Consider the following 16,881-nt stretch of genomic DNA (forward strand, 5'->3'; position numbering starts at 1 on the left):
AGTATGTGACTAGGGTAACTTTATGAAGCCAACAACGCTACGGCGCGAAGTATGACGGATAAGCGAAGGAGGAAGGAAATGGGTAAGTTGGCACTCGCAGCAAAAATAACACACGTCCCATCCATGTACCTATCAGAACTACCAGGTAAAAACTTTGGATGTCGCCAAGCCGCTATCGATGGGCACAAAGAAATCAGTCGCCGCTGCCGTGAGTTGGGCGTTGATACTATTATTGTTTTTGATACACACTGGTTAGTTAACAGCGCCTATCATATTAACTGTGCTGACCACTTCAAAGGTATTTATACCAGTAATGAGCTTCCACATTTTATTCGTGATATGGAATATGAATATGATGGGAACTCCGTATTGGGCCAAATGATCGGTGAGGAAGCACGTAAATTAGGCGTTCGTGCTCAAGCACATGAAATTCCAAGCTTAACCCTCGAATACGCCACATTAGTCCCTATGCGCTATATGAATAGCGATCGTCACTTTAAAGTCATCTCGATTTCAGCCTTCTGTACTTCTCATAGTTTTGAAGACAGCCGTAAGTTAGGCGAAGCCGTACTGACTGCGATTGAAAAATACGATGGAACTGTGGCGGTACTAGCAAGTGGTTCGTTATCTCACCGCTTTATTGATGACCAACGTGCTGAAGATGGCATGAACAGCTACACACGTGAATTTGATGAGCAAATGGATAAACGCGTCGTCAAACTTTGGCGTGAAGGACGTTTTGAAGAATTCTGCAAAATGTTACCTGAATATGCCGACTACTGCTATGGCGAAGGCCATATGCACGACACCGTGATGCTATTAGGTATGCTGGGTTGGGATAAATACGCCGAAAAAGTGGAAATTTTAACTGACTTGTTCGCAAGCTCTGGAACAGGACAATTAAACGCGGTATTCCCTCTGCCTAGTTATATTACTGACAAACAAGCCACCACTGCGTAAGGAGTTGTTATGCCTCATTTTTATGCAGAATGTACAGAAAACATTCGTGATGACGCTCAGCTACCTGAGCTCTTCGCCAAAGTGAATGAAGCCCTTGCGGGAACAGGTATCTTCCCATTAGGTGGCATTCGTAGTCGTGCTATTTGGCTAGATACTTGGCAAATGGCCGATGGCAAGCACGATTATGCTTTTGTCCATATGACGTTGAAGATAGGTGCTGGGCGTTCTCTTGAAGATAGGCAAAAAACGGGGGAAATGATTTTTGAGCTGATCAAAAAACATTTTGCCGATTTGATGGCAAAACGCTACCTCGCATTATCTTTTACCATGGAAGAGCTTGATCCAGTTTTAAATTATAAGCAAAACAATGTTCATGCCTTATTTAAGGGTTAACAGTTTAAAGGTTAATGGTTTAAATCTTTATTTATCATTTTATTGAGAGGGCAAGATGGTTAAAAATTTCGATAAACACATACCGCACTATTTGATCCCATTACTAGGGTCATTAGTGGCATTCGGTCCATTGTCTATCGATATGTACCTTCCTGCCCTCCCTCAAATGGGTATTGCGTTACACGCCACTCAAGGGCAAATGCAGTACACTCTTGGCGCCTTTTTTGCCGGATTCTGCATTGGAATGCTGTTTTATGGCCCACTAAGTGACCTTCTAGGTCGTCGGAAAATGTTGTTAAGTGGCCTTGCCATTTTTACTGTCGCCAGTTTGTTGTGCGCCCAAGCCACCAATGCAAATACTTTGATTGTATTCCGAGCGCTGCAAGCTTTTGGCAGTGGAGCGGCCATTGTGATGGCAAGAGCTATCGCTAGGGATGTTTACCCTGCTCATGAGTTACCTAAAGTACTGTCATTAATGACACTTGTGACCATGATAGCGCCATTACTGGCACCGCTATTGGGTGGTTTTTTACTCATTCATTTTCAGTGGCAAGTGATTTTCTATTTGCTGGCAGTGATTGGCTTGGCTTCGGTGTGTGCAATTTTTTTCTTACTCCCTGAAACGTTAACCCACCAGCGCGGTTCTGAAAATATACTTTGTATCGCTTTCAAGAATTATGCACAGGTGCTCACAGACCGAGAAGCACTGAGTATTATTGGCACCATGGCCTTCTCCTTTGCCGGTATGTTTGCCTTTATCAGTGGTTCACCGTTTGTGTACATCAATTATTTCGGTGTTTCTGAACAACATTATGGTTTGCTGTTCGGCTGTAACATCTTGGGGATGATTGTCATGCTGTTGTTGAACGTTAAACTACTAAAAACCTATAGTTTAACGCGCATACTGACTATGCAAAGTGGGTTTCAATTAGCGTTTGGTCTGCTGTTACTCATATTTTACCAACAAAGTTTGCCCATAATTGTTATTCTAGTCGTACTGTTCTTATCGATGGTCAATGCTATCGGCACGAACAGTTTGTCACTATTACTGCAACATCGCGGGAAAATTGCAGGAAGTGCCAGTGCACTTGCCATTTCTATTCAGTTTGCCTTAGCGGCTGTCGCCAGCGTTGCAGTTTCTGTATTACAAGATGAATCCCCATTCGCTATGGCACTTGTTATGGCGCTTTGTGCCGGGTTAAGTTTTGCTAGCCAACAGCTATCAGCTAAAAATATCCGCCCACAAGTCCAATCAGTGTCTTCGGAGAACAACGAAAAATGAGCATAAATACTAATTCTACATTATTTCGCCAACAAGCTTATATCAACGGCCAATGGGTTGATGCCCAAAATAAAAGTGTATTTGAGGTCACTAACCCAGCAAATAACGAGGTTATCGCTAACGTCAGCAATGTCGGTGCTTTAGAAACTCAACAAGCTATCGAAGCCGCAGAAAAAGCCCTGCCGGCATGGCGTGCTAAAACCGCCAAAGAGCGCAGCCAAATTTTAAACAAATGGTTCCGTTTAATGATGGATAACCAAAAGGAATTGGCCGAATTACTCAGTGCTGAGCAAGGTAAGTCGATCACTGAATCGATGGGAGAAATTGCCTACGGTGCCAGCTTTATTGAGTGGTTTGCTGAAGAAGGTAAACGAGTGTATGGGGAAACCATTCCATCACCTCTGCCAGGACGTCGTCTGGTGACGATAAAACAGCCCGTGGGTGTGGTTGCGGCTATCACGCCATGGAACTTCCCAAATGCCATGATCACTCGCAAAGTCGGCCCTGCGCTTGCAGCTGGTTGTACGATGGTATTAAAACCTGCGGCAGAAACGCCATTATCAGCATTAGCATTGGCAGCGTTAGGGGAAGAAGCTGGCATTCCTGCTGGCGTGTTTAACATTGTTCCAGGTACTGATGCTAAAGCTATTGGTGGCGTTATGACTTCCAGCCCAATTGTTCGCAAACTCACATTCACGGGTTCAACGCGAGTCGGTAAGTTGCTGATGGAACAGTGTGCCAATACGGTGAAAAAGATGTCTCTGGAACTCGGAGGTAACGCGCCATTTATCGTGTTTGATGATGCTGATTTAGATGCAGCAGTACAAGGTGCATTAGCGGCTAAATTCCGTAATAGCGGGCAAACTTGTGTGTGTGCTAACCGTATTTTAGTCCAAGAAGGGGTTTACGATGAATTCGCAGCTCGTTTGGCAAAAGCGGTGAATGAACTGAAAATCGGCCCTGCCACACAAGCAGACTCCCAACAAGGTCCTCTGATTAACCAAGCCGCGGTCGATAAAGTCACTGAACATATTGCAGATGCCGTTTCACACGGTGCAAAAGTGATTGCAGGGGGTAAACCAGCCCAATTAGGTGGCTTGTTCTTTGAACCGACGGTTATCACAGGTGTGACTGAGTCCATGAAGGTCGCAAAAGAAGAAACGTTCGGCCCACTGGCACCATTATTTAAATTCCGCGATGAACAAGAAGCGATAGCTCTTGCCAATGATACTGAATTTGGCTTGGCATCTTATTTCTATTCAAAAGATATCGGGCGTATCTACCGTGTTGCAGAGGCATTAGAAAGCGGCATGGTGGGTATTAATGAAGGCATTATTTCAAATGAAGTAGCCCCATTTGGTGGTATTAAGCAATCGGGTCTGGGGCGTGAAGGTTCACGCTACGGAATTGAAGATTATTTGGAAGTGAAATACCTCTGCTTTGGTGGTCTTTCCAATTAGAAAGACACATTAGCTGGCGGTCTTCGCTTTTAAAATCTTAGCTCTAAATAATTCGAGTTAGAACAAGGCAGTAAATGAGACTAATCCCTTAGGAGCATACCCGTGTGACTAGGGGATAGGCGCAAGCCTATCGTGAAGCTAACGCAGTTATAGCTCGAAGTATGACGAGCTGAGGTGCAAAAGGAAAATAAGATGTTACAAAAAGATGTCATATCGCAAATCGCACAGCGCCTAAATCAGGCTGAAAAATCACGTGAGCAAATTCGTCAGATCTCACTCGATCACCCAGAAATGACGATCGACGATGCTTATGCTATTCAAAAAGAGTGGGTTGGCGTGAAAATTGCTGAAGGACGCGTGTTAAAAGGCCATAAAATTGGGCTGACGTCTAAAGCAATGCAAGCCAGTTCACAGATTGATGAACCTGATTACGGCGCGCTTCTTGACGATATGTTTTTTGATGACGGCTGTGATATTCCAACAGACCGCTTTATCGTGCCACGCATTGAAGTTGAATTAGCTTTCGTACTCGCGAAGCCATTACGCGGGCCAAACTGCACCATCTTTGATGTGTATAACGCGACTGATTATGTGATCCCAGCACTTGAGCTAATTGATGCACGTTGCCACAACGTTGACCCTGAAACCAATCGCCCACGCAAAGTGTTCGATACCATTTCAGATAACGCAGCAAATGGCGCAGTAATTTTAGGTGGCAGACCAATCAAGCCACGCGATTTGGATATGCGCTGGATCAGCGCCCTGCTCTATCGCAATGGTGTCATTGAAGAATCTGGCGTAGCAGCGGCTGTACTCAACCACCCAGCGAATGGTGTGGCATGGCTAGCGAACAAATTAGCACCGCATAATGTACAACTTGAGCCGGGCCAAATTATTTTAGGTGGTTCATTTACACGCCCTGTCCCTGCTCGTAAAGGCGATGTATTCCATGTTGACTACGGCAATATGGGTTCCATTAGCTGCCGATTTGTATAAGGAATCCCCATGGATCTGTTAGAAAATAAATTCAAGAAAGCCTTAAAAAGTGGCCAACCGCAAATTGGTTTATGGCTTGGCTTGTGCAGCCCATATAGTGCTGAATTACTTGCCGGTGCAGGCTTCGACTGGTTATTAATTGATGGTGAACATGCACCAAATAATGTGCAAACGACCTTATCTCAGTTACAAGCTATTGCCCCTTATCCGTCACAACCCGTCGTTCGTCCGCCATGGAATGATCCTGTTATCATTAAGCAATTGCTAGATATTGGCGCACAAACGTTGTTGCTGCCAATGGTGCAAAATGCAGAGCAAGCCAAGCAAGCGGTACGCGCAACGCGTTATCCACCCGCCGGGATCCGTGGTGTCGGCAGTGCTTTAGCTCGCGCTTCTCGCTGGAACCGAGTACCTAATTATTTAACTCGTGCCAATGATGAAATGTGCGTGATAGTACAGGTTGAAACCCGTGAAGCCATGAATAATCTTCCTGAGATCTTAAAAGTTGAAGGTGTCGATGGCGTGTTTATCGGCCCTGCGGATCTTAGTGCAGATATGGGCTTTTCAGGCAACCCTAACCACCCAGAAGTCAAAGCTGCGATAGAAAAAGCGATTGTCCAAATTCGTGAGGCTGGCTTGGCACCAGGTATTTTAATGGCAGCCCCAGATGTTGCCGAACATTATCTTAAACTCGGCGTACTATTTGTTGCCGTCGGGGTCGATACCACGCTACTGGCACGTACCGCAGAAGCACTAGCAGCAAAGTTTGGTAAAACAGTTTCAGAGGTGACCTCGAGTGCACCCAGTGTTTATTAATAAAGCTATCTCTAAATAAGTTAATTTTAACCCTACAGACAAATAACTTAATTAGATAAATAAAAAATCAATATCGCAATATAGGGCAGACAGCACCATGACTGCCTACTAGTCCCTTGTACCTATAATAATCTGCAAAAGAAAGAATTGAGGGCCCTACAATATGAGTAATCAACAACTTGCAAGCACTAACCCTGCTGAACAACATAAAAATTTAACCGAACCGCAGCAGCGGGTGATTAATAAACTATTTAAACGTCTCATTGTATTTTTATTTGTGCTGTTTGTTTTTTCTTTCTTAGACCGTATTAATATCGGCTTTGCAGGTCTAACTATGGGGAAAGATATCGGCCTAACTTCCACCATGTTTGGCTTAGCAGCCACCTTGTTCTATGCCACTTATGTGATTTTTGGTATTCCAAGTAACATCATGTTAGGGATTGTTGGGGCTCGCCGCTGGATAGCCACCATCATGGTACTTTGGGGTATCGCTTCTACAGCCACCATGTTTGCCACAGGGCCAACCAGTTTATACGTCCTACGGATGTTAGTGGGTATCGCTGAAGCTGGCTTCTTACCGGGGATTTTAGTTTATTTAACTTACTGGTTCCCTGCCTATTTCCGTGCTCGTGCTAATGCCTTATTTATGATTGCGATGCCAGTCACCATGGCATTCGGTTCACTAGCTTCTGGTTATATTTTAGGCATGGATGGCATTTTAAACCTAAAAGGCTGGCAGTGGCTGTTCCTGCTAGAAGGTTTCCCATCCGTGATCCTCGGTGTGTTGGTTTGGTTCTATTTGGATGATTCACCAAAGAAAGCCAAATGGCTGACCCAAGAAGATAAAGACACATTGCAAGAAATGATGGACCAGGACCAACTAGAGCTTGTGCAACCTCATGGTTCAAAAAGCCATACAGCAATGCAAAATAAAAGTTTATGGAAAGAAATCTTCACTCCAGTCATTCTGATGTATACCGTGGCCTACTTCTGTTTAACCAATACATTAAGTGCCATCAATATTTGGACTCCGCAAATTATGCAAAGCTTCAATCAAGGCAGTAGTAATGCCATGATTGGGCTGTTAACTGCCATCCCACAGTTTTGTACTATCCTTGGGATGATCTATTGGAGCCGCCGCTCTGACCGGTTACAAGAACGGAAAATGCACACCGCCTTACCGTACTTATTTGCAGCAGCGGGGTGGGTGCTCGCGGCGATGACTAGCCATCCAGTCATTCAATTGATTGGTATCATCATGGCATCAACAGGTTCATTTACTGCAATGGCTGTGTTCTGGACAACGCCAGACCAATCAATCAGTCTACGTGCTCGTGCTATCGGTATTGCTGTTATCAACGCAACAGGTAATATAGGTTCTGCCGTCAGTCCACTGTTAATTGGTTGGCTAAAAGACCAAACCGGTAGCTTTAACTCAGGCCTGTATTTTGTGGCTGGCCTGCTGGTGGTCGGCGCGCTGTTAGTCATTGCTATCCCAATGAAAAACTCAAGACCAAGAGCAACACCTTAATGTTTTGATGTTTTGATATTTTAAATGTTTTAATAACTTACGCTGCAAATAATTATTAAAGGGTGTTACCCAAAATAATTTGGCTTGCAGCTAGGCGGCAAGCAAGTTAATCCCTAGGAGCATACTGAAGTATGTGACTAGGGTTGGCTTGTGAGGCCAACAACGCTGCGAGCCGAAGAATGAAGGGTAACTCAACTTTAATTACCAATATAGACATAAGTACAGACTACGACGAAACCCAAGGCACCGACGATGTCCACTACCAAACCTTTGGCAACATGGCCGCCTTCTTTGGTCGCGACATGCAAGCTCATCGCCATGATGGTTTCTTTCAGTTGCACTATTTGGTTACCGGCCATATTACTTTGCAGCTCGATGAGTCACGCTATTCTGTTCAAGCCCCGTTATTTATTCTTACGCCCCCTTCGGTTGCACATGCATTTTTCACTCAAGAAGACACTGACGGCCACGTACTCACCGTACGGCAAGACCTGATCACCCCGCTTCTTGGCTCACTGTACCCTGCCAATCCAGATTTGGTCGATATTCCTGCTATTTGTTTATCTGTTGCCGATAAGCCTGATGATATCGATACCTTTAACCATTACTGGGCATTAATGGCTCGTGAATCGGCTAATAACCATACAGGCAAAGACCAAGTTCTTGCCTCTTTAGCCCAAGCGCTATTTACCTTTCTACTGCGCTCTATTCCACTTGATGAGCACCCAACAACAGGGGTTAGAGGCGAACACCGCCTATTCCAGCGGTTTAATCAGCTTATTGACTTACACTATCATGAACACCTCGCAGTGCCTGAATATGCCAAAAAACTTGATGTCACAGAGTCACGCCTTAAAGATATGTGCCGGCGGTTCGCTAACCGGCCACCGAAAAGGTTAATTTTTGACAGAATATTGCGAGAAGCCAAGCGGATGTTACTGTTTTCCGATAGCCCTGTTTCAGAGATTGCCTACCAGCTCGGTTTCAAAGACCCTGCCTATTTTGCTCGTTTTTTTAACCGATTAGTCGGATGCTCTCCTAGCCTATGGCGGGAACAAAACCTTCATTAAAAAGGAGCCTTAGTGATTTTATTCTTATTTCTGAGAAAAAATCATCAATAGCTCCTTAGCTGTATCTCAAATCCTCTTCAAGTTTATATCGATAAACTGTTACGCCCTCAAATCACGTTACATTTTAAAAACATTTTTGATATTTTATAAATTTCGTTTTAACTTTGTAAAAATACCAATAATGCTTAACCAAAAGTGAATACAAAGATCAAAAAAAGAACAATTACAAAAAATAATACAATTAACATTAATATAGAAATAATTTTATTATTGAATAATAATCAATATGTTACAAATAAAATTAAGCATTACATTAATATCAAAACATCGAAGTGATCACATTTCTTTCACAAAGAACAATTTTCAACGAAAAGTACCAGCGAACCTTTAGAAAATCTCTTTAAAACCCCCTCGAAAAACGATTCAATTAAGAAACACAAAATAAACATAAAATTAACATATTCGCTTGCAACCTTTATACCCTATCAATGCAAGCCCTCATTGTGAGATAACGAGGTAGACATGAAACCAGAAGATTTTCGTTCAGATGCTAAACGCCCTTTTAATAGCCAAGAATACTTAAAAAGCCTACAAGATGGCCGTGAAATCTATATTTATGGCGAGCGTGTGAAAGATGTCACTACTCATCCAGCTTTTCGTAACTCTGCAGCTTCAATAGGACAGTTATATGATGCGCTTCATGATAAAACGACTCATGACCAACTTTGTTGGAACACCGACACAGGTAACGGTGGATACACTCACAAATTCTTCCGTTTCGCAACCAGCCCAGAAGAATTACGCCAACAGCGTGATGCCATCGCAGATTGGTCACGCCAGAGCTACGGATGGATGGGACGCACTCCAGACTATAAGGCGGCATTCGCCAGCTGTTTAGGAGCGAACCCTGAATATTATGGCCAATTTGCAGATAACGCGCGCAATTGGTACAAACGCATTCAAGAAAGCGGTCTGTACTTTAACCATGCGATCGTTAACCCACCGATTGATCGTCATAAGCCCGCTGATGAAGTGAAAGATGTTTATATCAAACTCGAAAAAGAAACAGATGCAGGGATTATTGTCAGTGGTGCTAAAGTCGTTGCGACCAACTCCGCATTAACACACTATAACTTTATCGGTTTTGGCTCTGCACAAGTAATGGGAAATAACCCTGATTTTGCCCTGATGTTTGTTGCCCCAATGGACGCAGACGGTGTGAAATTAATCTCACGTGCATCTTATGAATTAGTGGCTGGCGCAACAGGCGCACCATTTGATTACCCACTTTCCAGCCGTTTCGATGAAAATGATGCCATCTTGGTGATGGATCACGTGTTAATTCCATGGGAAAACGTCCTGATCTACCGTGACTTTGACCGTGCACGTAATTGGGCTGTCCAAGGTGGATTCGCACGTTTATTCCCATTACAAGCTTGTGTCCGCTTAGCGGTTAAATTAGACTTCATTACCGGATTGTTACAAAAAAGTTTAGAATGTACAGGTGTTATTGATTTTCGTGGTGTACAAGCAGATTTAGGTGAAGTGGTTGCGTGGCGTAACCTGTTCTGGTCCTTGACTGACGCAATGACTTCTGAAGCCAAAGCCTGGGAAGGCGGTGCATTCTTACCGGATACCCAAGCTATCCAAACTTATCGAGTTATGGCACCAATGGCTTACACCAAAATCAAGAATATCATTGAAAGTAACGTAACAAGTGGTTTGATTTATCTGCCATCAAGCGTTCGTGATATGAATAATCCAGAAATTGATAAGTATTTAGCTAAATATGTTCGCGGTTCGAACGGAATGGATCACGTTGAACGCATCAAGATCCTTAAGTTAATGTGGGATGCTATTGGTAGTGAATTTGGTGGGCGCCATGAATTGTATGAAATTAACTACGCAGGAAGCCAAGACGAAATTCGTCTGCAATGTCTGCGTCATGCACAAGGTTCTGGCAATATGAAAGCCATGACAGATATGGTTGATCGTTGCTTATCAGATTACGATCAACATGGATGGAAACGTCCACACCTGCATAACAACAATGATATTAATCAGTTAGATTCGCTGCTGAAATAGTCGGCAGCAGGAGGTCAAAATGTCTTTAGAAAATGAACATCGCCTGCGTTTCAGAGATGCGATGGCAAGTCTTGGTGCAGCAGTCAATATCGTCACCACGGATGGGACTGAGGGTCGCTGTGGAATTACAGCTACCGCAGTCTGTTCAGTTACAGATACGCCACCCACTTTGATGGTCTGTGTCAACCGCAACAGTGCAATGAATGCGGTTTTTCAAAAGAATGGCCGCCTGTGCGTGAACGTGCTGAGCCATGACCAAGAAGAGTTAGCGTGCCATTTTGCTGGGATGAAAGGTTCCACAATGGAAGAGCGTTTTAGCTGGAATGTGTGGGAAAAAGGCCTCTTACAACAACCTCAATTAAAAGGTTCTCTTGCTAATTTAGAAGGTGAAATTACACAAGTGCAAGATATTGGTACGCACTCTGTCTACATGGTTGAAATGAAACAAATCATTGTTAACGATACAGGGCATGGTCTCGTTTACTTTAAACGTAAATTCCACCCTGTAATGCACCAAATCCTTGAACCAACCGCATAATTGGTAAAGTATTTATATTAAATAGCCTCTTATACTTGAGGCTATTTTTTTATATCTCATCGTTTAGTCAAAATAATAGCTAGCAACAGACTTACTCCCCATAAAATGTTTCAGTCTGAAATTTTTTATACATATAAATTATTAGTTATTTTGTATAATTTTTAAAGGATAGTGTTTTTCTGGAAAAACAAATACTCCTTTAGCCTCCAACCTTTAAACATAACATGCGCAAACAAAAACCCAACCACCTGATTTTTAAGGATTTTTAAAATTACACTAAATATGATTAATTGACATAACATAAATAACAGGTATAAACTCAAATAATATAAATATTTTTCCTATAAATACAATCAATCTAAAAATGAACTATTTGATTAATAATCATATTAATTATGACAGTCATCAGGGGCTGTTATATACCGACAATGTTGATAATGCATTAAAATTAACAACTACTTTAAATCGCTTGTTATTAGTCTTAGTGCAAAACAACCATGATATCGTTGACCGAGAAACCATATTACGCAGGGTTTGGGAGGAACATAACCAAGTCGTCTCTGATAATAACCTGAATAGTAGTGTGTCTGTACTACGACGCCATTTATCTTCCTTTTCTGATGAAGAAATTATCACAACAGTACCTAAAGTTGGGATTAAGTTTTCTGCTGACCTGAAAATTGAGAATGAGCGTGAGGAAATAAAGGATAATAATGACAAAGAATTGCTCACTACTGAGGTTGAACTAGGTTCTTCATCAAAAGCACCCGAAGGGATTCCCCCCCAAGCAAGCGAAAATAAAAAAAATTACATGCTGAATAACCGGTATGTTGAAATCTCACTTATTGGACTCATTATTTTTTGCTTATTATACCTATTTAAAAGTTATTTCTTTGCAAGCCGAACAGAATATCCTGAAGTTGGTCGTATCGATCAATGCAGTATCCGCTACATTAATAGTTATCATAAACCCGATACAACAACCATCAGCTTTGCGACAATTCAAAATGAACTCACGAAATTAAACCTTGATTGTAAAAAGCCAGCAACTGTTTTTTATTATAACGTTGGTATCGTTGCTAATGATAAAAATTTATATGACAATTTCCTATTTTTGTCGTATTGCCCAACAATACCGAAAGAGAGCACAACTGTGAGCTGTGAGAATTTTTATGTCAAATAAAGTATCAGCAAGAATGCTTTTTTTGTTTATTACATCTATAACTCTAGTTTTTATTAGCTTATATGTTCATCACATAATTAATACTCCTGTTATTCCAAATTGTCAGACAACCTTAAAAATAAATATCTCTGATCACCGTTCTACCTTAAAAGGATTTTACCTACTAAGTGTTATTCCTAATGAAAACAAACCTGACCAACACACGTTCATCATGAATGGAAATATTAATGAAAATGGTAAAAACTATACTATTTCACGAAAATTTCTGATGAAACATGAATACTTAGGCGACCATTTTTTTTTACGTGTTGACAATATATTTATAGACCCAGGTGATCAGGCTCAAGGAAAAATCAATATTCGGGGAGTCCCTGAAATGAATCAACTTTATTTTTTAAAAATAAAAAAATTAACCGATACAAGTTATATTTTTGAAGAAAATTTCTCTCCACTTTTTATTTGCACTCTGTAAATTCAAAAAAAACCACAAAAAATGCATCAAATATTAATATTTTGATGCATTTTTTTTATTTCTAAACATCTCCAACCTTAAAACACCTTAAAAGCACAAACATTAAACATTTCACAGCAAATTAAATCAATATAAAAACATTAATAGACATTAAAAAAAACTAAATATCAAACTATAACTTTGAATTTAATTAAAATTAAAGAATTTTATTCCATTTTACACCTGAGAAGGATAAGATTTCCTCCGTCGAAATGACCCACGCTAAAAACAATTATGTTAAGCGTTCTGTGATTAGGACATTTGAAAATCCATTGATGGATACTGAACTTTATTCCTATGCCAGTACTTATATAAAGGCTTACTAGGGATCAAATATTTACTTATTTTTAAGGATGTAAGATATGAAATTAAATAAACTTTCCATTGCTGTTTTATTCGCTACTTCTGCTATTTCAACTTCTATCTTTGCTAGTGGTAATAGCGGTGAATTACATTTCAGCGGCCAAGTTGTTAATGCTCCATGTAATATTGAATCAGAAAGTACAAAACAAGAAGTTCCATTCGGTCAACTTTCTCGTGCATCTTTAGAAGCGGGTAATGCAGCAGAGAAAGATATCGCAATTAAATTAAAAGAATGTAATTTTGATGAGTTTAGCAAAGACACTGAAGGTAAGTGGGTTGCTGTTAAAGATATTAAAATTACCTTTGGTGGTAAAAACTATGTCGGTACTGATAAAGAATTCTTAGGTACTACTGGTACAGCTTCAAATATCGGTATTCAAATCAAAGATTTCAAATTTGATGAAGCCAAATCTGTTATGAATCAAATTCGTAATAAACAAGGTGAAAACGTTTTAGAATTTACTGCATTAGCTAAACGTGTTGATGGTACAACACCCGTTACCGAAGGTGAATTTAGTTCTATTGCTGATTTTAAAATCACATACGAGTAATTTTTTTAGGGGAGAGAATTCTCTCCCCATAAAAGGCTCATTATGAAAAAAAATACTTATCTATGGATTGCCTTATTATTTAACTCGATTAACTCTAATGCGACTAGCTCTAACCTTGGACATATTCAAGATGGTCTTCGAGGTGAAACAGTAATGCAAGGTTATATCGTTGCGGCACCTTGTTCAATTGAAACTGATAGTCAATATCAATATATAAATTACGATTATATTTCTAACTATAGTATAAATAATATAGAAGATGAAAAATTAATGCGAAAACCTTTCTATATAAAATTAAATAACTGTATTAGTGAATATGACAGCAGTAATCATAAAGGTATTAAAATTCGTTTTTTTGCACCGCAAGATACGTATTCTAATGCAATAAAACTATCAGGCCCAAAGCCTGGGGTTGTCCTATATATATACGATATTAATAATAATTTATTAATGCCAAATAAACTCTATCCTATTTCTAATAATTACGTTTATTTTGATAAAAAGAGTAAAGAGAGCTTTTTAAAATATGAAACAGAATTGGGTGCAAGTAATAACGAAATTACACCTGGCGATTACTTTACCACAATTAAATTCAACGTTACTTACGATTAGTAAATAAACTCATAATTAATTTGATGAAAAAATCATGGTTAAATTTAATATTTACTCTTACATCATTGTGACTTCTTTTGTATCTTCAATCTCTTCGTTAGCCTATGCTGTCGAATTTAATACCGATATGTTAGATACGGAAGACACTCAAAATATTGACTTTAGCCAATTTTCTCAGGCTGGATTTATTATGCCTGGTATTTATCATTTAACCCTCAAAGTCAATAATGAGAGTATGGGTAGTGCACAAGATATCACTGTGATAGCGCCACAATCCCAAAACAATAATTTATTCGATACCGTTTGTGTTCCCGTTACTATTCTTGATCGTTTAGGGCTTACTCAAGACGCAATTAAATTAATTAAATATCGTGATGAGGGTAAATGCCTTGATTTATCTCCGCTTGAAGGTGCTTCATTAAATGTAGATTTATCAACATTAACGCTATCCATTTTAATTCCACAAAGCTATTTAGAATATACCGATCCCAGTTGGGTTCCTCCTTCACGTTGGGAGGAGGGGGTAAATGGGTTTTTATTAGATTACAACCTAACAGGTTCTTTAACGCGTCGAGATTCAGGTTCACGAGAATCGTACCTTTCTGCTAACGGAACAACAGGGCTTAATTTTGGTGCATGGCGTTTACGCGGTGATTACCAAGCAAACTATCGAAAATCGACAGGAAGCTTCAAGAACCAATATAGCGATGCCACATTTAGCCGATTATTTGCATATCGCTCAATAAAATCTATTGCATCTATTTTAACGTTAGGTGAGAACTACTTTTACTCTGCTATTTTTGATTCTTGGCAGTACACCGGGGTATCTCTTGAAACCGATGAAAATATGATGCCCCCTAAATTAACGGGTTATGCACCAGAAATTATTGGTATTGCTCAAACTAATGCCACTGTTATTGTCAAAAGCCATAACCGTATAGTTTTAGAAACAACCGTACCTGCTGGCCCTTTTCGTATCCAGACACTAGATAGCTCCATTCGTGGAACATTAGATGTGACTGTGCGAGAAGAAAATGGTGAAGAGCAACAATTTAGCATTACCACTGCAGCATTACCCTATTTAACGAGACCAGGGCAAATCCGCTATAAATTTGCAGCGGGTAAACCACGTTTTAATGGCCGCCAGCTCGAAGGTGATTTAACTGCGTCGGGAGAACTCTCTTACGGGTTAAATAACCTTTGGTCTATCTATGGGGGATCCGTTTTATCAAAAAATTATCAGGCATTTTCAGCTGGCTTTGGCCGTGACCTGTTTTCATTCGGTAGCCTTTCGTTCGATGCGACTCAGTCACATGCTCAATTGCTTGATAAAACATTAACTGGCCGAAGTTATCGACTTAGTTATTCAAAATCATTTGATGAAGCCAGAACTGACATTACATTCGCAGGGTATCGTTTCTCTGATGAAACCTATCGCTCTTTGCAACAAACGTTGGATGAACGACGTACTGGTAATGAAAGCCAAGCTCAAAAAGAAAGCTATCAAGTTAATATTAATAAATATTTTGATGATTTCTCATTGGGTGGAAACTATCAATATAATACTTATTGGAATAGTGAAACAGAAGAACAATACAGCTTATACCTAAGTACTCTTTTAAATTGGGCGGCTATTGGGCTAAAAAATATTAACCTGACAGCGTCTGCAACTCGTTCAAAAAGAGCAGGATATCAAGATGATGCGATCAGCTTATATTTCACTATTCCTTTAAGTCAAGGAAGTAGCGTCAGCTTTTCTGAAGGTTATACCCGCAACCAAAATGGCCAACACAGCTCAACACATAATATCGGCTATAGCGGATATAGTGAGCAGCGCAATTATAACTTAAATGTCGGTTATCAAACAGGAAGCCATCAGGATGACCAAACCAGCTTTAGTGGTTATTTAAACCAAAATCTTCCTTATGCCTCCATTTCGGGAAACGCAAGTTATGTCCCGAACGAATATCACAGTGTTGGGGGATCAATTAATGGTGGAATTACCTTAATTAAAGAAGGCATTGCCATGCACCAAGCCGCTTATGGCGGTACTCGACTCGTTGTAGAAACACCTGGAGCAGCTAACGTTCCTCTGAGTGGTGGCGTTTATCAAACTAATCACTTTGGACTCGCTGTATTGCCAAATGTGAGTAGTTATCGGAAAACCAGTGCATCTATTAATACCAGTAAATTACCAAAGGATGTTGAAGCATTAGAGACTGTCACCGATGCAACTTTGACTCGTGGAGCAATCGGATATCGTCGCCTCAACGTTATTCAAGGTGAAAAAACGTTCGCTCGCTTAAAGCTGGCTGATGACACTTATCCACCTTTTGGCACTAGCGTGCGTAATAGCAACAATATTGAACTCGGAATTGTTGGTGAACAAGGTATTACGTGGATTGTTGGTATCCAACCTAAAGACTTACTCAATCTCTATTGGGGAAATAAACACCAGTGTAGCGCCCATGTGCCTGATGTGATTAATCCTCAGGAGATTTACCCAACTATTATTTGCCGTTAATAAGAG

15 protein-coding genes are annotated in these 16,881 nt (G+C 40.5%); all 15 read left to right on the plus strand.

Annotated elements, in window-relative coordinates:
- The first annotated feature begins 78 nt into the window (after window positions 1-78).
- The 15 genes from hpaD to PR683_RS10855 all read left to right on the plus strand — a co-directional run bounded on the left by hpaD (window position 79) and on the right by PR683_RS10855 (window position 16,875).
- Window positions 79-960: a 3,4-dihydroxyphenylacetate 2,3-dioxygenase gene (gene hpaD / locus PR683_RS10785; protein ID WP_004914293.1), complete on the plus strand. Its 882-nt coding sequence runs from the start codon at window positions 79-81 to the stop codon at window positions 958-960.
- Window positions 961-969: 9 nt separating this feature from the next.
- Window positions 970-1,353: a 5-carboxymethyl-2-hydroxymuconate Delta-isomerase gene (locus PR683_RS10790; RefSeq protein ID WP_004914298.1), complete on the plus strand. Its 384-nt coding sequence runs from the start codon at window positions 970-972 to the stop codon at window positions 1,351-1,353.
- 55 nt (window positions 1,354-1,408) lie between these two features.
- On the plus strand, window positions 1,409-2,635 hold the full coding sequence (locus tag PR683_RS10795) for a Bcr/CflA family multidrug efflux MFS transporter (RefSeq protein ID WP_248445509.1): 1,227 nt from the start codon (window positions 1,409-1,411) through the stop codon (window positions 2,633-2,635).
- Entirely contained in the window at window positions 2,632-4,095 is a 1,464-nt protein-coding gene (locus tag PR683_RS10800; protein WP_110732248.1) for an NAD-dependent succinate-semialdehyde dehydrogenase, read from the plus strand. The genes PR683_RS10795 and PR683_RS10800 overlap by 4 nt, the downstream gene beginning before the upstream one ends.
- A gap of 192 nt (window positions 4,096-4,287) precedes the next feature.
- Window positions 4,288-5,091: a 2-oxo-hept-4-ene-1,7-dioate hydratase gene (hpaH, locus tag PR683_RS10805; RefSeq protein ID WP_004914311.1), complete on the plus strand. Its 804-nt coding sequence runs from the start codon at window positions 4,288-4,290 to the stop codon at window positions 5,089-5,091.
- 9 nt (window positions 5,092-5,100) lie between these two features.
- Window positions 5,101-5,907, plus strand: a complete 807-nt coding sequence (gene hpaI, locus PR683_RS10810; protein ID WP_196723330.1) for a 4-hydroxy-2-oxoheptanedioate aldolase — start codon at window positions 5,101-5,103, stop codon at window positions 5,905-5,907.
- 163 nt (window positions 5,908-6,070) lie between these two features.
- A complete protein-coding gene (gene hpaX, locus PR683_RS10815; protein ID WP_004914317.1) occupies window positions 6,071-7,438 on the plus strand; it encodes a 4-hydroxyphenylacetate permease in 1,368 nt (455 codons plus the stop codon).
- A gap of 179 nt (window positions 7,439-7,617) precedes the next feature.
- Window positions 7,618-8,508, plus strand: a complete 891-nt coding sequence (hpaA, locus tag PR683_RS10820) for a 4-hydroxyphenylacetate catabolism regulatory protein HpaA (protein WP_004914320.1) — start codon at window positions 7,618-7,620, stop codon at window positions 8,506-8,508.
- Between the two features lie 522 nt (window positions 8,509-9,030).
- Complete coding sequence (gene hpaB / locus PR683_RS10825; RefSeq protein ID WP_004914324.1) at window positions 9,031-10,593, plus strand: 4-hydroxyphenylacetate 3-monooxygenase, oxygenase component; 1,563 nt, start codon at window positions 9,031-9,033, stop codon at window positions 10,591-10,593.
- A 19-nt stretch (window positions 10,594-10,612) separates the two neighbouring features.
- Window positions 10,613-11,131 carry a 4-hydroxyphenylacetate 3-monooxygenase, reductase component gene (gene hpaC / locus PR683_RS10830; protein WP_109911935.1) on the plus strand — a complete coding sequence of 173 codons (519 nt, stop codon included), beginning with the start codon at window positions 10,613-10,615 and terminating at the stop codon, window positions 11,129-11,131.
- Window positions 11,132-11,495: 364 nt separating this feature from the next.
- Window positions 11,496-12,314 (plus strand): winged helix-turn-helix domain-containing protein, encoded by an 819-nt coding sequence (locus PR683_RS10835; protein WP_109911934.1) that lies wholly within the window; start codon window positions 11,496-11,498, stop codon window positions 12,312-12,314.
- Window positions 12,304-12,786 carry a FidL-like protein gene (locus tag PR683_RS10840; RefSeq protein ID WP_109911933.1) on the plus strand — a complete coding sequence of 161 codons (483 nt, stop codon included), beginning with the start codon at window positions 12,304-12,306 and terminating at the stop codon, window positions 12,784-12,786. The genes PR683_RS10835 and PR683_RS10840 overlap by 11 nt, the downstream gene beginning before the upstream one ends.
- Window positions 12,787-13,187: 401 nt before the next feature.
- Entirely contained in the window at window positions 13,188-13,739 is a 552-nt protein-coding gene (locus tag PR683_RS10845; RefSeq protein WP_109911932.1) for a fimbrial protein, read from the plus strand.
- Window positions 13,740-13,781: 42 nt separating this feature from the next.
- Window positions 13,782-14,351: a fimbrial protein gene (locus PR683_RS10850; protein WP_109911931.1), complete on the plus strand. Its 570-nt coding sequence runs from the start codon at window positions 13,782-13,784 to the stop codon at window positions 14,349-14,351.
- A 34-nt stretch (window positions 14,352-14,385) separates the two neighbouring features.
- Entirely contained in the window at window positions 14,386-16,875 is a 2,490-nt protein-coding gene (locus PR683_RS10855; protein ID WP_164528458.1) for a fimbria/pilus outer membrane usher protein, read from the plus strand.
- Window positions 16,876-16,881: the final 6 nt, after the last annotated feature.

The sequence above is a fragment of the Providencia sp. PROV269 genome (genome assembly GCF_028477785.1).
GTDB classification, from domain to species: domain Bacteria; phylum Pseudomonadota; class Gammaproteobacteria; order Enterobacterales; family Enterobacteriaceae; genus Providencia; species Providencia rettgeri.